Origin of the sequence: Pedobacter sp. CFBP9032, from assembly GCF_034045265.1 — a bacterium.
Lineage (GTDB): Bacteria > Bacteroidota > Bacteroidia > Sphingobacteriales > Sphingobacteriaceae > Pedobacter.
On sequence record NZ_JAXCWE010000008.1, the window covers coordinates 96,678 to 113,560 of the forward strand.

Here is a 16,883-nt window from a genome sequence, read left to right on the forward strand (position 1 = left end):
TTACTTCGTTTCTCCGAATGACGAATCCGTTTGAAGAATCATCTTCCGAAATTTGATTCAGGATCCTACCCTTAAAAGGACGAATAGCAAATAAGCAGTTGGCTAAAGCCAGCCTGCAATAAATTGATTGCTGTCTATCTCAATGATGATCTTCCTGTCTGCATTTATCCTTTCATTTGTAGTTAAAACCACAATATGCTTATAACCCTATTGATTCTCTCGTGATGTTATTTGCCTTTAAAATTTCGTCGATCTTCACGGGTAAGCCGGTTTCCATCGATTTATCCATCGCCTGGAGCAAAGCCACCGTTCCAATTCCTTCTTTTAAGTCTGGGTAAGCCGTGAATTTATTGTTAATGCTATCTGCAAAGTAATCCAGGTAATTCTGGTATTCACCAGCATGGTGACTTTGTCCTTCGAAACGGAAATAATGTTTTAGCGTGGCATCACCCCAGGTAATGATTTTCTCTTCACCTGTTTTAGTGGTTACCGCATAACGCAATTCGTGGTAATCAGCCTGACTTGCACCTTCTGTTCCGCGCAAGATGCAACTCATACCACTATCACGACTGGCCGGCTGCGTAGGCCCCGTGTAAGCACCACTTACTCTCGCAATTCTACCATCTTTCGCTTTGAAAATAAAATGCATGGTATCCTGATTTTTCAAGCCTGCTTTTAATCCATTGCTGCTTAACATCCCATAGCCCATCACTTCCTCGATGTTTGGCATATACCAGCGAATGAAATCTACCGGATGACTTAACCCACCATACAACCACTTAAATGATTGTTTAAGCGACCAGCCTTTCTCTAAAAACCATCGGTGATCTGCGTGATAATAACTTTCGATGGTGATCAATTCGCCAATTAAACCTTTATCAAAGTCTTTTTTCTGCCGCATGGCCGGCTCAAAAAACCTTGAACTCTGTCCCACAAAAATCTTCTTCCTCGATTTTTTGCTCAACTCCAACAGTTCATTGGCTTGTGATAAATCATCGATAAAAGGTTTGGTACAAACCACGTGTTTACCATGCGCTAACGCGAGCTTAATGTGCTCAAAGTGCAGGTGATCTGGTGTGTAAATCGCAATCATATCGATCTTATCACTGGTGAGCATGTCTTCATAACTGGTTGTCCAGTTTTGAAAATCGAATTCCAATGCACGCTCCTCGCACAGCTTTTTATTGGCGTCACATATTTGGATGAGCTTAAACTTTTTGCTCGCCAGTGATGCAGAAATGGTACTTCTGCCCTCTCCTAATCCTAAAATCCCTAATCTTAACATGATCTTATTTTTTTACGCGTTATTTTTTTTCTGTTATAATCATTTATTTATCACCGATACCTACAGATTCAAATCCGTATATATCGGCGGCTAAAATTGTTGTGCACTACTTGATTTAATTACGCTATCGGTTTAAAGAAAACCCATACCTCGCCTGGTTCTGTGCCTTCAATTCCTTCCTGATATTTTTTCATTATTGCATTCCATTCGTTAACTCTTGGGTTGTTTTCTGTTGTTTTTGGATTTAAATCATCTAATTTTTTTCCTTTTGGAATACTGATGATGAGCATCAATTGATTATCCTTCTTAAAAATCGCCAGTCGCTGAAAATCCGCATTGCAAAAACCTTTTGATACTTCCGGCCATTTTTCAAACTGGGTTTTGTGGTAATCCAGGTATTCTTTCTGCATCTTTTCATCTTTCACCAGGTTGGCTGATAGTATGATATTATCCCATTCAGCAACGGAAGAATCACCACAGTTCTTTTCCCTGGTAAAATCATAAAATGCATTATCGTATAATTTAATTTCAGATGCATTTAGGTGCTTCAGGGTTTGCTGCAAGCTTTCTACCTTTAATGAAGAAGTATAAATGACCAGTCGATTATTCCAATGATAAATCGCCGAAGGCAAAAGATTGTTTTCTCTGGCAAATGTTTCCAAAACCCTTTTCCCTGGAAATTCCGCGTTTTTAAAAACCAATTCAAATGCCACAGATTTTTCAGTTGCCTGCTTAATCCCCCGGTTGGAATAAGCATTTTTTTCTCTTAATAAGTTTTGGAATGACTGCTGTAATCCTGCATTTCGTTTAATTTCATCAGCTACTTTTGGTCCGTTATCCTGCCAAAGATTACCGGGTCCGTTAGCATTTTGCAGATACTTTTCAGCTGGTGTCCAATTGTCTTTTATTGTAAAGTACGAGGAGCCCTCATCTGTATATAGGTAAAACCAATGTTCAGGAAGATGCGCATAAGGTGCGTTATAAATGCTATCAATAACATTCTCTTGTATAACTGATTGTGGCTGCGCAGATAAAGTATAAATTCCGGCAACATCGTACATGTGTTTACCGTAGTGGTGGATTTTATTTGCAGCAATGGCATTATTTTTCATGGCATTATCGGTCTTTGTCCAACCCCATCCCATACTAATTCCGGAATAAGAAACATCACTGATTTCATTGTGACTGATTTTAATTCCGCGAACGTAACCTGCGCCTATACCAACAGCTCCCCAATCTTCATTGGTTACATCGGTGATGAAATTATTTTCTATAGTTTCATTGGTCGATATTTCGCGTTCATCAGATGGTTTATAAGGCAAATGCACTTCTGTAGCCTCTTCAGAAAACGTTCCGACCAGGATTGCAGAACCCCCGATATCCTTAAACAGATTTCCCTTTATCAGGTTATCTGAGGTACCTTTTTTATAATCTAATCCAGTTGAGGCCAGGTGTTCGAAACGACAGGACTCAAATGAGGTGTTGTTCGCATAATTAACTTCAAGAGCAGATGCCGGACGGCCAACCCAGGCCTGATTCTCTAGTGCAGCTTTATCAGGCGTTCCCGGGAGCTTAAGTTTATAGGCATCGAGCATATACATGCCCGCCTGATGGGGCACATGGCCTTTTTGTGATGGCCTTAGCCAGGTAGAATGCTCAAATGATATTCCTTTAAAATGAATATGTGATACCTGATGGTCAATCGTCCCCTCAATCTTCACTAAATTTTCTAAAGCAGGTGCTACTACATTGGCGTTGCGCATATTTTCTGATGCCCCAGGCCAGTAATAAAGCTTGTGATTTTGCGGATCTTCAAACCATTCGCCCGGTTCGTCTAGAAATTGAATGGCATTAGATAGAAAGAATGCCGAGTTTCCGGTTTTTTCCGAGATCCAAGGTGCCGGCCATGGGTGCTCAGACTGAATCCTACTTTCAGGCTGCATAAAAGTGAGTTCTGCAATATTTCCGATGCGTTTTACCGATTGAATACGAAGATTAGCAATTGCCCACCATTGATGAATGAGCATCTCCATCCCCTTTATATTTTCCAGACTAACATTTTTTGATATCGGAATTTTACAGGTCTGCTTTTTTTTATCCCATGACAAAATCCTCCCCATTTCATCGCCGTTGTAGTTTTTGGCACGGGTAGCCTTTTTCCCATTCACCCAGAGTTGCCTGAATAGTAGATTCTGCCCACCATAATCAGGTAAATCTGCAACCCAAACTTTGCCCATAGCTGCCTTTGGTAGGCCGTTGATAACCGTTTTTACCTGCTTCCAATTATTAATCTGCACTCCGCCACTTAATAAAACCTTTTTACCAGGCATAGCCAAAATTTCCGTGGGACTCTCCTTCGTACCTGAATCTTCCGGACGCAGCAAAATTGGTTCGGCTAACTGATAAACACCTTCGCTAATGATTATTTTAATACCACCGTTAATTGACGGATCATTTAATCTCCGTAATTCTCTGGCTTTTCTTATGGCAGCATTTAATGTTGACATTGGCTTCTCCTTTGTACCCTGGTTCGTATCCCTGCCAGTTAGGGACACGTAAATATCTGCAGCATTGCTGTTTAAACAGGATATTACAACAAGCAAAAATGAAAAAATAGCTACTTTCATAAATTATCTTACCTGGAAAACTGATTTCAAATAGCGGGTATTTGCACTAAAATTATACTTTACATTGGTGGGTTGTGTGGCATCTCTGCTACGTTCTACTACCAGCCAGCCGCTCCAACCCATTTCATCGAGCGTATTTTTCACCTTTTTTAAGTCGATTTTCGGGTCGTTCTGAAGCCATACTCCGTCTTCATTGGTCGCATGAATTTGAACGATATTTTTTCTTCCTAAAATCCTTAATTCCTGGTGCAGATCTCTTCCAATTTTAATTGCATTAGAGAAATTAAAGTAACTCTTAACGTTTTTAGAACCGACTTCTTTTAATAGCTTTAATTCTCCTGCAGCATCTAAAGCGGTTTCAATGCCAATCACCACATCGGTTTTAGCTGCCATTTTACCCGCTACCTTTAGTCTTTCGACAATAGGCTCCCATAGTTCAGGATATTTTACTAAATCACCCTGTACGCCTAGTGGCAAGAAAACGACTTTGACTTTCATCGCTTTGGCAGTATCCAGGCAATCCTGAAGCATTTTTTGGTAGGTTGGTCGGGTGGCGAAAGACTGCGCATAAAAACCTGTCATTGCCAGCGAGCAAATCTCCAGATTCAATGCTTTTGCCTGATCTAAATATTCTTGTCTTGTTGTAAGATCAGCCAGCTTGTTATCAAAAGTATCGCGGTTACCTAATCCTCCCATATCAATCTCCAAACCATCTGCACCAATTTCTTTTGCAAGCGGTAAAGCACTTATTTTCTGACGCTTTAAAATCATCAAATCTATTACTGCTATTTTGTATTTTTCCTTTTTTTCTACAGCCATAAGCAGCTGATTAGGAAGTATACATCCTCCTGTAAGCAAAGCAACACTACCAATAAATTTTCTTCTTCCCTGATTCTGCATATACGTCTATTTAGTGGTGCTGAGTGGAAACAATTTTTCTAGATTTTCAAAACCCATTACTGCATTTTTTGGCAACTTTTCTCCCTTATCCCCAAAAACATAGAGTGCATTTTCCTTTTCAATGGTCACTTTGCTTTCGTCATATTTACCCGACTTGTCTTTTACCGCTTTGCCGTTTAGCTTGAAGTTTTTGACCAGGAAATCATATAATGCATTTCTTTTATTCACGCCGAAATCATGTCCTTCTGATGGAAGATGCACATTTTCAACATTTGCCGTTGCACCGTAATAACCGTACATCTTTTGTAAATACGGGAAATCATGTTCGGGTGTATGAGCGGTCCAGTCGCCTCCATCTGAAACCAGTAATTGTGGTCTAGGAGCTGCCATTGCTGCCAATTCTACGTTATCAGTTCCACCGCCACACTGATGAATGGGCATGCCACTTTCACAAGGGCAACCACCATAAAAGTACGACGACATGGCCACAACAGGCGCACTGAGTTTAATCCGATTATCCATCGCAGTCATTAAGATGCAATGGCTTCCGGCCCCGGAGCCACCACTAATTCCTATTCTTGTGGTATCGGTTTCTTTTAAGGAACTGAAATAATCGAGGATTCTGATTCCTCCTAATGTTTGTACCGTTTGAGCCAAGCTTCTGCGGTGATCTTCATACTTAAATTGGAGCATTGATTCTCCCCAGGCAAACAGATCATAACTAAAAGCCATAGCCCCCATCTTTGCAATTGTGGCACATCGAATCTGGCAATCTGCACGGTAACGCTGTTTTGACCAATGTCCATCAGGACTTAACACCACAGGTATTTTTCCATTGAATTTCAATGGTTTATATAAAGATCCGTTAATCCAAACACCGGGTAAAATTTCCAATGCAATGTTCTCAACTGAATATCCATCGAAAACCCTTTTCGCCGTAGTGATTGGTTTAGTGTTCGGTTTCACAGGAAGTGGAGAAAGCTGCAAAGCCTGAAAAAGTTCGGGTTTAATAGAATCTCTTCTTTTCTCCCAACTGACTTTATCGGTATATTTTGTTGCTAATTCATCTAGGTAGGCCCAGCCGTCCTGAACCTCCCAACGATAGTATTCGTATTCTTTTAGTTTATAAACGCCTGGTTTTTCTTTGTTCACCTTCATATCCAGTGGTGCAAGTACATTGGCTAAGGTTTGATCTACATCTGCACGAAAACGCCAGTCGGCATAGTTTACCCACTTGTCTTTTACTTGTGGTGCTGCGTATTTAATCTGTACTTTAAAGCGAAGCTGAATATCTTGTAAAACATCAGCTAACGGCTTTTTGTATTGGTTATCTGTGTTTTGTGTTTGGGCAAATACCTGGCTTATTTGTGATAAACTAACTAAAAGTAATATCGATAGATACTTAAATGGCCTGCCCGTGATTGCGAAGCCAAGCGCGCGTGAGCTGAAGCATTCTGACCTTTCGAAGATAGATTGCTTTGTGCCTCGCAATGATAAGAACACCTGTTTTAGTAATAACTCCCCTAATCTCATGGCTCCTCGCTTTTAGTTTCTGTGATCACCGGAGCAGTATAGCCCTTCAATTTCGGCCAAACGCCATTTTTAATTTTCTTCAATTTCAATTTTCCTGGATCTACAACCACGTGTTTAATCTTCTGCCTTCGCCAGGTGTAAATGAAATGCAACATGCCATCTGCCGTTTGAATAACCGCCGGATATGAATACTGGCTAATCGGCGAATCTTCGAGAATAAGTGCAGCTGACCACTCCTTTCCATCTTTAGAAATGGAAACATTTAATGGTGTTCTTGCTCCTTTCGCCAACGTACCGGGAGGCAATACATGATTGTAAACTAACACATGACGGCCGTCTTTCATGGTTACCGCGTCCGTTCCGGAATTATTATTCGGAAGCGTTGTTTTTGTCATCGGTGTCCAGGTTTCTCCGTTATCTTCTGACCATGATTCTGCAATCGCCCGGTTCGCTGTTCTAGCCAAAATCTGCAGTTTGCCATTTCCATGTTGCAAAATGCTAGGCTGAATGGCTTTAATTCCATTTTCGGCCAGCGGGCCGATGGTTCGCCAGGTTTTTCCATTGTCTTTGGTTACCTCGAAGTGGACTTTCCAGCCATCGCCCTCTCTACTTGATGGTGCGAAAAGATTTCCATTACTTAAAAGAATGGGCTTATTTTTTACTGGTCCGATGTAGCCATCTGGCAATTTTGTTGCATCAGACCAGGTAATACCGCCATCCTTTGAAGTTTTCATCAGCCCCCACCATTCAGACGGCTTCGGTCCGACTTTATAGAATAACAATAAATCACCCCCCGGAACCTGATAAAGCACCGGATTCCAGGTTGGAAGCCTTTTTCCTTCTGGCTGAATACCATTCGCTACCGAGACTGGCGCCAGCCATTTGCCATCAACATATCTGCTGATGTAAATCTCCACATCTGGATTGCGTTCCTTCGTGCCCCCAAAAAATGAAGCGACTAAACCTGTTGGCGTTTCTGCAATGGTTGCAGAATGGCACGACGGAAATGGTGCCTGATCGTATAGAAATTCTTGCTTGATTATACCCGTCTGCCACTTTTCTACTTGTGCATAGGTGATACTTACTGATGCCAGAGCAAGGCTAAACGTGAGATATAGGGTTCTTTTTAACATGATTTTTTTTCCGATTAGTGGTTGATTACACTGTTTCTATATTTTTTATTGTTCGCTGCAAGGTGTCTAATTTCGCTTCGCGGTTGATTACACAGATTAGAGGATCGAACTGATTTGTATAAAGTCTAAAACTGCAAAGTACCTAATTTCGCTTCGCGGTTGATTACACAGATTAGAGGATCGAACTGATTTGTATAAAGTTTAAAACTGCAAAGTGCCATAAGTTCGCTTCGCGGTTGATTACACAGATTAGAGGATCGAACTGATTTGTATAAAGTCTAAAATTGCAAACTGCCTAATTTCGCTTCGCGGTTGATTACACAGATTAGAGGATCGAACTGATTTGTATAACATCCGAACTGCAAATTGAAAACTGCAAACTGTCTACTGCCTCGCGGTTGATTACACAGATCTATATGGCATCCGAACTGCAAATTGAAACTGTAAACTGCCCACTGCCTCGCGGTTCATTACGCAGATCTGTATGACACCCGAACTGCAAATTGTTAACTGTAAACTGCCTACTGCCTCGCGGTTGATTACACATATCTATATGACACCAGAACTGTAAATTGCAAACCGTAAACTGCCTACTGCCTCGCGTTTGATTACACAGATTTCTATAACACCCGAACTGTAAACTGCAAATTGTTAACTGCTAAATGCAAATTGTTAACTGCAAACTGTCTACTGCAAACTGCCTACTGCTTCGCTGCTTTTTCCTCCTTAATCTTTTTGGTATAGGCGCTATAAAGTGTCCGCCAGTTTCTTCCGTTGTTGTTTAACATTTGTTCTGATTTTGTTTTATAGATTTCGAAGATTGCCGAAATCTGTTTCATATTTTTAAAATCGATAGCTTGTTCCCGGGCCTGTTTTAGAAAAGCCAGAATTTTAGCTTCTTCACCAGCGGTTAAATCCGGAACGATTGCTTTATAGCCTTTCATTGTAAAGTCGACTTTTCCAATCGTATACTTATCCAGAACAGTTTCCACCTGCTCAGGAGATAAGTTTTTCCTCAAGCCTTCCATTAACGCTTGGTGTACTGTTCCTGGAATAGCAGAATCTGCGATAATCTGTTTGTCTAAATCACTCAGTTTATTTCCGGTTACGGGATTTATGCCATCTGGTATATTTGAGGCTGGATGACTGTTATGCCAGTCTCTGATGGTAGTCAGATGCATTGCTATTGTTTGTTCTGCGGCTGTTTTCTTCTTCGCATCAGTTAGCTTTAGTGCCGAAACCCATTCTTTGGCTTTATCCAATATTTCGCCAGGCACGATCACATCTTGTGTTTGACTAAATGCACGACTTGTTATTAGTAGCAAAATAATCAGCACGAATGGCTTTAAAAACTTTCTCATAATTGTGTGTTAACTATTGGTTATTTACTTTTTTTATTTTTTGTATTTACACGCTGATTCTGCAATCGACAGCTGGACATAGAAAAATTGACCAATGGTCAAAAATTTGATGTTGTACCTGATGCCTAAATAGCAAGCAGAAAATAGATGAACCGACAAAATGTAGCTTTTTAAAGCTGAACTGTGCTTTTCGTTGTAGGATTACTCCTATTTCCTATTCTCCATACCCTATTTCCTATCCACCACAAAAGAATAATCTCCTGAACCAATCTCATAAATTGCCCTGTCGTTTTCCATTTTTATATATTTTAAATCCTTAATTGACCCTAATTGTTCTGAAACTTCACTTTTACGCTTCGCAGGAAGATAAACTATAGCCGTTGTATTGGGCGGAACAGAAATATTCCACTTAAACGCGCTTGCTGTTTTGGTATAACTGCTTTTGATTAGTCCATAAATCGAATGATAACTCGCATTAACAGAATTTAAGCCATCAATCATTTCCGGCTTCATTGTGATGGTTTTAAACGCCCCGCTTTCAGATTTAATGCCTGCCAGATTTTCATAGTACCAGATGAGCAAGTCGCCCAGCATCATCACGTGATTTTGAGAATTCATTTTTGGATCGGAAGTGTTTCCATTCCAAAGCTCCCAAATGGTGGTTGCCCCGTTTTCTATCATATAGCCCCAGCTTGGATAGGTTTTTTGAGTAGCTACGGTGTAAGCCAGGTCCGGCCTACCATAATCATTTAAACAGCGCATTAACCATTGAATTCCTACCAGGCCATTACTCAAATGACCTTTATTTGTTACTTCAACCGTATAGGTTATATTTTTAAAAACCTGCTCCACCTTATCCTTTGGCACCATTCCAAAATACAGTGGAATAATATTATCAGTTAGTGCCTCAGAACCATAATATCCCTTTTCATTGAAATACTTTTGATTAAAGGCAGTCTTAATCTGATCACCTAATTGCTGATAGCTTGCTACATCTTCCGATTTGCCAATTGCATTTGCAAACTGCATCATCAACTGTGTGAAATGATAATAATAGGCAGTGGAAATTAAAGCAGATGGATATTTCTTATCGGCACTTTTGCCCCTGCCAAATTCGACTGTGATCGGTGGCATACACCAGTCACCATAACTGTCTTTAGTTAAAATGTAGTCCTGCATGTAGCGATCCTGCATATAGCTCAGCCATTTTTTCATTGCGGGGTAATTATCCTGCACACCAGAAATATCGCCTGTTTGCTTATAGAGCATTTCGGTAACGAGCAACATGGCGCCGGGCCAGGTCATGTTATCGCTATAATACCGCCAAAAGGCTGGCGCTACATCGGGAATCGCACCCTCTTCTTTCTGAGAATTTCTGATATCCTGAAGCCACTTCGCATAAAATCTTCCATTATCGAAAACGAAACTTTCTCCATAAGCTACCGCGCCACGATCACCTAACCAAGGCATGCGTTCGTTGCGTTGCGGGCAATCAATTGGAATTCCCTTGTAGTTTCCCGCAATTCCCCACCAGGCATTTTTAAAAATCTGGTTGGTCACCACATCAGATGTTTCAAAGGTTCCAATAGTTTTAATGTTGTCGTAAATCATTTTGCCTACAAAATCGTTGATGGATGGCTGATAGCTATAGCCAGAAAGCTCTACATAACGGAAACCACGATAAACGAAAGTTGGTTCCCAGGTTTCCGAGCCTTCTCCTTTTGCAATGTACAAATCAGTACATTTCGCATTACGAAGATTGGCAGTGAACAATTCACCATTTGGCTGTAACGATTCCGCAAACCGAAGTTTTATCTGTTTTCCTTTCGCCGCTTTTATTTTGATCTGCAACCAACCCACCATGTTTTGACCCATGTCCAGCAGGTATCGATCACCAGAAAGTTTTTTGATCGACACTGGTTTTAATATTTTCATCACACGGATATTTTCATTCATCTGCGCTTCAATTGTTCCAGCTGGTTCCTGCACAAACTCGGCTTTTAGCCATTTACTATCATCAAAACCAACTTTGTTCCATCCTATTGCTTCTTTCGTAGCATCATATTCCTCTCCATCATATTCGTTATTGGTTCTGATTGGTCCATCTGCAGTTCCCTTCCAGCTACCGTCTGTATCAATGTTCTCCGTACTGCCATCGCTGTAAACGATATTGAGGTTCATCAGCATTTTCGGGAAGCCAAAAGTTTTAATTTTATAGGGCTTTTCATTTTGCCGCATGGCGAAGAAACGACCGTTTCCTAAAATTGCACCCACTGCATTTTTACCATTTTGAAGATAACTTGTTACGTTGTAAGTGTTGTATTTTACGTTTCTGGTGTAATCTGTTGGGGAAGGCGAAAGTACATCTTCGCCAACTTTTTTACCGTTGATATAAAGCTCGTATAAGCCTAAGCCAATGATGGATGCGGTAGCATACTGAACCATTTTTGTAGATTGAAATTCTTTTCGGAAATACCTCGCAGATAAGCGGGAATCGGTTTTAATATTGTCCCATGGAAAAGCCCTGTCGAAGCCAATCCAGCCTTTTGGCCAGTCTTTATAATACAACAAACCCATTGTCCAGGAGTTGACTGAAGACCATTCACTCTCTCCGGCGGTTGTCCAGGTTTTAATTTTCCAGAAACACCGCATGCGACTATTGAGTTTTTGTCCGCCATATTTAACATGCACCGAAGCGGTAGAACTTACTTTCTCAGAATCCCACAGATCACCATTGTTTTGAGCAAGTTTTTCTGCTGATGATGATACCAGAATTTGATAGGCTTTCTGTTCTATATTTCTTTTATCGGAAACAATTTCCCAGCTCAAACGCGGCTGTGTAACATCAATTCCCAGCGGATTGGTTAACATCTCGCACTTTGGATTTTGCACACTGATTTGTGCCACCAATTTTGAAAAGGGGAGCAAGCAAATACTGATTAGTGTGATGTATATTTTAATGTTCATTTACGCTTCGCGATTGATTACTCATATTGATTGAACTCATTTTATAGTGTAAGTTTTTCCCGCTGATCTCAGAGATCTCGCAGATTCACATTTTCTCTTTCTGCGTTAATCCGTTTAATCTGCAGGGCAAACTTTTTTAACTATTTATTTTTTCCCACGAATTTCGCAGATTCACATTTCCTCTTTCTGCGTTAATCCATTTAATCTGCGGGCCATTCTTTTCTTCTTTCCTTTGCGAAAAACTTAGCGTTCTTTGCGGTTAAACTTATTTCCCCTGGAAAGTCAAATTTCTTTTTATCGGAAACAATTTCCCAGCTCAAACGCGGCTGTGTAACATCAATTCCCAGCGGATTGGTTAACATCTCGCATTTTGGATTTTGCACACTGATTTGTGCCACCACTTTTGAAAAGGGAAGCAAGCAAATGCTGATTAGTGTGATGTATATTTTAATGTTCATTTACGCTTTGCGATTGATTACTCAGGTTAACTGATTTGAACTGATTTTATATTGTAGTTTTTCCCGCTGATTTCAGAGATCTCTCAGATTCACATTTTCTCTTTCTGCGTTAATCCGTGTAATCTGCGGTAAACTTTTTTAACTATTCATTTTTTCCCGCTAATCTTGCAGATTTGATATTTACCCTTTCTACACTAATCTCTTTAATCTGCGGGCCATTCTTTTCTTCTTTCCTTTGCGAAAAACTCAGCGTTCTTTGCGGTTAAACTTATTTCCCTGAAAAGTCAAAGTACAAGGTCATATCCAATGCCCTGCTCGGCGCTTTATCAAAATCATAAAACACATGTTTCATTCCCATCGGCCCTGTAGTTTCTGGTTTTTGTGTTTTGGTACCAATTGCCGAAATTCCATTCATAAAAGAAATATCTCCCGTTGGGAAAGTCGGACTCATATTATCATAATCTGTATCCTTGGATTTTTTTGGCGTAAATAAGCGCAAGAAAACATCTTCGCGATCGGTAACCACTTTAAAATTTTGCGTTTTGCCGATAAACTCACACCAATACAAGTTTGAGTAATAGCCCTTAAACTCGGGGTACTGCCATGCAGGTTCTCCAGTGGCCGAATCGTTATAATCCTTTTTCCAGATACCAAATTCACTTCCCTTCATTCGGTTTTTCCAAACCCGGTAAGGTCCGTTCCCTTTATATGCTACCGACTTGATTTCTGTTTCCGGATAAGAAAAATTCAATCCTACGAACGTAGAAAAGTATGCTGTTGGAAAATAGCGAACTTGCATTTTCAACCAGCCTGATGGATAAATAGTCCACTCTAAGGTATTGTAACTTTCTTTTTGATCATATTTGGATGAAATGACTACATTTTCTCCATCCATTCTGGTAGTAAAATTTTTGAAATTGTTAATGCCCTCCTGCAGTACCGGACCGTTAGAAAAGGGAATCACCCCCTTGGCATTTTGAACATTTTTCAATAAGCCGGTCGCTTTGTCAAATGTTAAATTTATTCCGTTAGCCGAAACCTCGAAGTGAGCAGCAGACTCTTTCAGGTTTACTTTTGAAGAACCCGTTTTAATCACCATTTGTGCAGCATCATCTTTGGGCAAGGCAATTGGAAAACTCCAGGTAAATAATTCCTTACCGTAGAAATCTTTAACTGTTAAGTATAAGGCATCGAACGTATACCAGTCTGATGGCAGCTTAACCTGAAGCTTTCCTTTTTCTAAGGGCTTGATATCTGGTGCATCGACTTTACCCACTTTAAAAATAGCATCTGCGCCAGCATTTAGTTTCTTTAGTTTCCACTCGAAGGTACACTGGTTGAGATTGGTAAATGCATATCGGTTTTCCAGCAAAAACGAACCGTCAAAACCGGCAGTCATTTCCCTCTTTTCTACAAATACCGGACTCCATACTTCTTTGATGGTGTAAAAGCTTCCTTCCTTTTCGTGATAGGGCCCAACAATCCCATCAGGTCCGTGGTTACCATCCGTATCCAATTCGCCGTTTTTGTCCGTGCGGACTACAGCCTGATCAGCAAAATCCCAGAGGAAACCGCCTGCAGAAAGTGGGTTATTCCACATCGCATTCCAGTAATCTTCAATGCCTGCACCATGTCCGCCATCCCACATGCCGTGCAAAAATTCGGTTGGCATTAAAATGTTGTGGCCGTGATCATAATTTCCGATCCCGTAATTAAATTCCCGGTAATGGGTCGTTTCAAAGCCATTAAAAACCTCCCAGGGATGAATCAGCGGGCGTTTTTGAAGGTCATTTTCAACAAACAGGTGATCGAGTTCACGGTTATGGCCGCCCTCATTTCCATTTGCCCAAAATACAATTGACGGGTGATTTTCATCGTTCGCCATCATCTCCTGGTATAACTTCGTACCAGTTGGTGTATCATAGGTTCCGTGCCACCCGGCCAGTTCATCCATTACAAATAAGCCCAAAGAATCACATACATCCAGGAAATGACCATCTGGCGGATAATGAGACATCCGAACCGCATTCATGTTCATTTCTTTCATGAGCAGCACATCAGCAATGCTTATTTTTTTGCTCGTTGTTCTGCCTGATGATGGATAAAAAGAATGGCGGTTTACTCCTTTAAATTTCATTTTAATGCCATTCACATAAACGCCGTCCCGTTCTTTAACTTCAACTGTTCTGAACCCAATTTTCTTAGTTAACTGATGAATAGCCCTACCGTTTTTAATGAGTGTGAAAGTTGCAGTGTAAAGGTTTGGAAATTCAGACGACCATAATTCCGGGCTTTTGAACGGTTGACTTAACCGGGTAGTACCAGCGGTAATTTTAGCCGAAATTTCTTTACCAAACTTCTTTCCTTTTGCATCAGTAAGCTGAACAGTGATTTTATCTGCATCGCCAACTGAGAAAACATTAGCGTTTAATATTCCATTCGCTTTCGCATCAATTTGTATCCTTTCGATATATGTTTGCGGCAATACTTCCAGGTAAACCGGTCTGAAGATTCCCCCGAAAATCCAAAAATCTGCCTTACGCTCTGCTTCATTAACGGATTGATTTGCTGAATGCTTAGATACCTTTGCTTCAAGCAAATTATCACCACCGAATACTATTAAGTTACTGATATCATATTTAAAAACGTAGAACGATCCCTGGTGAGTTTCCCCAGCTGATTTTCCGTTAATTTTCACCTCTGTGTCGGTCATCGATCCCTCGAAAACAATGTTTATTTTCTTGTTCTTCCAGGTTTCAGGAACTTTGAAATTGTATTTGTAAAGTCCTTGCTCCTTCCCTTTATTGGTTTCTTTATTAAAGCCATAGTTATACTTCCCAAATCCTTGCAATTCCCAGTTAGAGGGTACCGGAATGGTTGTCCATTTACCAGCATTCATTCCTTCTGTGCAAAAGAATTCCCAATTTACGGTATTGTCATTTCCGGTTCCAGACAGGTACAATTTTTCCGTTTGCTGCGCCCAAAGCGAACAAGATAGGATTACAAAACAAAGAAGGGGTAGAATCTTATACTTCATTAATTGGCTTTAAATTGATTTATTAATGGGTTGTCTGTTCTAAAAGGAAGTGCAGGTAAACCATTACTATAAAAGTTACCGGAAGGATTTTCATTCCAGTTGTAGCGAACAGCGATGGGTTTAGTGATTTCTTTAGCGGATACCACCACCTTACCTCCTTGCACAGTGGCATCGGCGACAACGAATTTGCCGTTTTTCCCGGCAATGGTAAATCCGGCAATGGCGTCCATTGAAGCCAAATGGTCGAAACTGAGGATCGCTCTGGTTCCTTTAAACACAACATTTTTATAAACGGGGCCAGAATAATTAACGGGCTGGTGGTATGTTTTCGCCAGCGCCAAAAGCGCCAGCCTTCTACCCACCTCCCATTTGTAGGTAGGATGTAAATCCTCTCCGTTATCATTCAGGTCTGTAGTTGAGATCATTCCCGTATTTGGCAGGCGCAAAACCTGCTGCTGTGCTTCCCAGAAGTTAGGTTCAGTATCTGTTGTAAGTATAACCTTATCACTTTTTTGTTTACTGTAATTAAATGGTGCGATTTGAACATAATAAAAAGGTAGCTGTTCGCCCCATGCTTTTCTCCATAAATTAATCAGCGATTTCAATTTATAAGAATAACTAATGGTCTCATTTAAAAAGCAATTGGTTTCGCCCTGGTACCAAAGGAAACCACTGATTTTAAAATCTGAAAGCGGTTCGATCATGGTACTATAGAACTTTCCCGGATCGTTGCTCAACTTTTTATCTTTGAAATAGGTTTCCTTAGCAAAGCCTTCCGGTGATATCCATGGTTCGATTGCACTACCAGAAACGGCAGATGAAATGATTCCAACCGGAACTCCTAATTTCTCCTGCACTTCTTTTGCGAAAAAGTAACCAACGGCAGAAAAAGCGCGCAAGGCCGAATCCTGAGCAACCGACCAACTTTTATGCACATCGTCTGGCCGGGTTAAAGCCTTGCGGTTGACGAGGAAAATTCTGATTTGTGTATTCTTTGCTTTGGCTACTTCATCTGCAGGAAAACCTAATTTTTCGTTCTTTGGCTTAGGAATTTTTGCCAGTTTTCGCATTTGATATTCCATGTTAGACTGTCCTGAACATAGCCAGACTTCTCCCACCAGGATGTTGTTCAATTCAATTGTGTTGGAACCTGCAATGGTCATGTTTTGAGGAACTGATGAGGTCTTCAGAGCACTCAACACTACTGCCCATTTCCCGTTTTGATCGGTAATGGATTGTTTTGTTTGTCCGGCGAAATCCACTTTAACAACCTCTCCTGCAGCGGCGAAACCCCAGATATTAATTGGCTGATCTCGTTGCAACACCATATTTGACGCTAAAATTTGAGGTAAAAGGATTTTTGCGTGGGCAGTGATGGATAAAAATAAGAATAGGATGAGCAAGAGTGATTGTTTCGACGTTTTCATGGCTGTCGTCATTGCAAAGCCAGACCTATGCGAACTGAAGTCATGTGATTCCTTCAATGGAGATTGCTTTGTACCTCGTAATGACGATAATTCAATCCGCAATGAGGGAAAAACTCCAAACTTCAAACCCAAAACGCCAAACGCTGTCTTCATGG

At 40.7% G+C, this 16,883-nt stretch carries 10 protein-coding genes; all 10 read right to left on the minus strand.

Annotated elements, in window-relative coordinates:
- Window positions 1-199: 199 nt before the first annotated feature.
- Window positions 200-1,285: a Gfo/Idh/MocA family oxidoreductase gene (locus SOM16_RS15475; protein WP_320464902.1), complete on the minus strand. Its 1,086-nt coding sequence runs from the start codon at window positions 1,283-1,285 to the stop codon at window positions 200-202.
- A gap of 119 nt (window positions 1,286-1,404) precedes the next feature.
- A complete protein-coding gene (locus SOM16_RS15480) occupies window positions 1,405-3,912 on the minus strand; it encodes a right-handed parallel beta-helix repeat-containing protein (RefSeq protein WP_320464903.1) in 2,508 nt (835 codons plus the stop codon).
- A 3-nt stretch (window positions 3,913-3,915) separates the two neighbouring features.
- Window positions 3,916-4,812, minus strand: coding sequence for a sugar phosphate isomerase/epimerase family protein (locus SOM16_RS15485; protein ID WP_320464904.1), 897 nt, complete (start codon window positions 4,810-4,812; stop codon window positions 3,916-3,918).
- 6 nt (window positions 4,813-4,818) lie between these two features.
- Entirely contained in the window at window positions 4,819-6,345 is a 1,527-nt protein-coding gene (locus tag SOM16_RS15490; RefSeq protein ID WP_320464905.1) for an acetylxylan esterase, read from the minus strand.
- A complete protein-coding gene (locus tag SOM16_RS15495) occupies window positions 6,342-7,478 on the minus strand; it encodes a sialidase family protein (RefSeq protein WP_320464906.1) in 1,137 nt (378 codons plus the stop codon). The genes SOM16_RS15490 and SOM16_RS15495 overlap by 4 nt, the downstream gene beginning before the upstream one ends.
- Window positions 7,479-8,179: 701 nt before the next feature.
- Entirely contained in the window at window positions 8,180-8,839 is a 660-nt protein-coding gene (locus SOM16_RS15500; protein WP_320464907.1) for a DUF3826 domain-containing protein, read from the minus strand.
- Window positions 8,840-9,067: 228 nt separating this feature from the next.
- The gene (locus SOM16_RS15505) at window positions 9,068-11,806 is read right to left on the minus strand and encodes an alpha-L-rhamnosidase (RefSeq protein ID WP_320464908.1); all 2,739 of its coding nucleotides are present in this window, start codon (window positions 11,804-11,806) and stop codon (window positions 9,068-9,070) included.
- A 200-nt stretch (window positions 11,807-12,006) separates the two neighbouring features.
- On the minus strand, window positions 12,007-12,264 hold the full coding sequence (locus SOM16_RS15510; RefSeq protein WP_320464909.1) for a hypothetical protein: 258 nt from the start codon (window positions 12,262-12,264) through the stop codon (window positions 12,007-12,009).
- A gap of 268 nt (window positions 12,265-12,532) precedes the next feature.
- Window positions 12,533-15,301, minus strand: coding sequence for a glycoside hydrolase family 2 protein (locus tag SOM16_RS15515; protein WP_320464910.1), 2,769 nt, complete (start codon window positions 15,299-15,301; stop codon window positions 12,533-12,535).
- A complete protein-coding gene (locus SOM16_RS15520) occupies window positions 15,301-16,881 on the minus strand; it encodes a sialate O-acetylesterase (protein WP_320464911.1) in 1,581 nt (526 codons plus the stop codon). Before SOM16_RS15520 ends, SOM16_RS15515 begins: the two co-directional genes overlap by 1 nt.
- Window positions 16,882-16,883: the final 2 nt, after the last annotated feature.

Bases quoted from the DNA above. Each gene is read 5' to 3' on its own strand.
- SOM16_RS15495 (WP_320464906.1), bottom strand. From the start codon at position 7,478: ATGTTAAAAAGAACCCTATATCTCACGTTTAGCCTTGCTCTGGCATCA.
- SOM16_RS15490 (WP_320464905.1), bottom strand. From the start codon at position 6,345: ATGAGATTAGGGGAGTTATTACTAAAACAGGTGTTCTTATCATTGCGA.
- SOM16_RS15505 (WP_320464908.1), bottom strand. From the start codon at position 11,806: ATGAACATTAAAATATACATCACACTAATCAGTATTTGCTTGCTCCCC.
- SOM16_RS15475 (WP_320464902.1), bottom strand. From the start codon at position 1,285: ATGTTAAGATTAGGGATTTTAGGATTAGGAGAGGGCAGAAGTACCATT.
- SOM16_RS15500 (WP_320464907.1), bottom strand. From the start codon at position 8,839: ATGAGAAAGTTTTTAAAGCCATTCGTGCTGATTATTTTGCTACTAATA.
- SOM16_RS15480 (WP_320464903.1), bottom strand. From the start codon at position 3,912: ATGAAAGTAGCTATTTTTTCATTTTTGCTTGTTGTAATATCCTGTTTA.
- SOM16_RS15515 (WP_320464910.1), bottom strand. From the start codon at position 15,301: ATGAAGTATAAGATTCTACCCCTTCTTTGTTTTGTAATCCTATCTTGT.
- SOM16_RS15485 (WP_320464904.1), bottom strand. From the start codon at position 4,812: ATGCAGAATCAGGGAAGAAGAAAATTTATTGGTAGTGTTGCTTTGCTT.
- SOM16_RS15520 (WP_320464911.1), bottom strand. From the start codon at position 16,881: ATGAAGACAGCGTTTGGCGTTTTGGGTTTGAAGTTTGGAGTTTTTCCC.
- SOM16_RS15510 (WP_320464909.1), bottom strand. From the start codon at position 12,264: ATGAACATTAAAATATACATCACACTAATCAGCATTTGCTTGCTTCCC.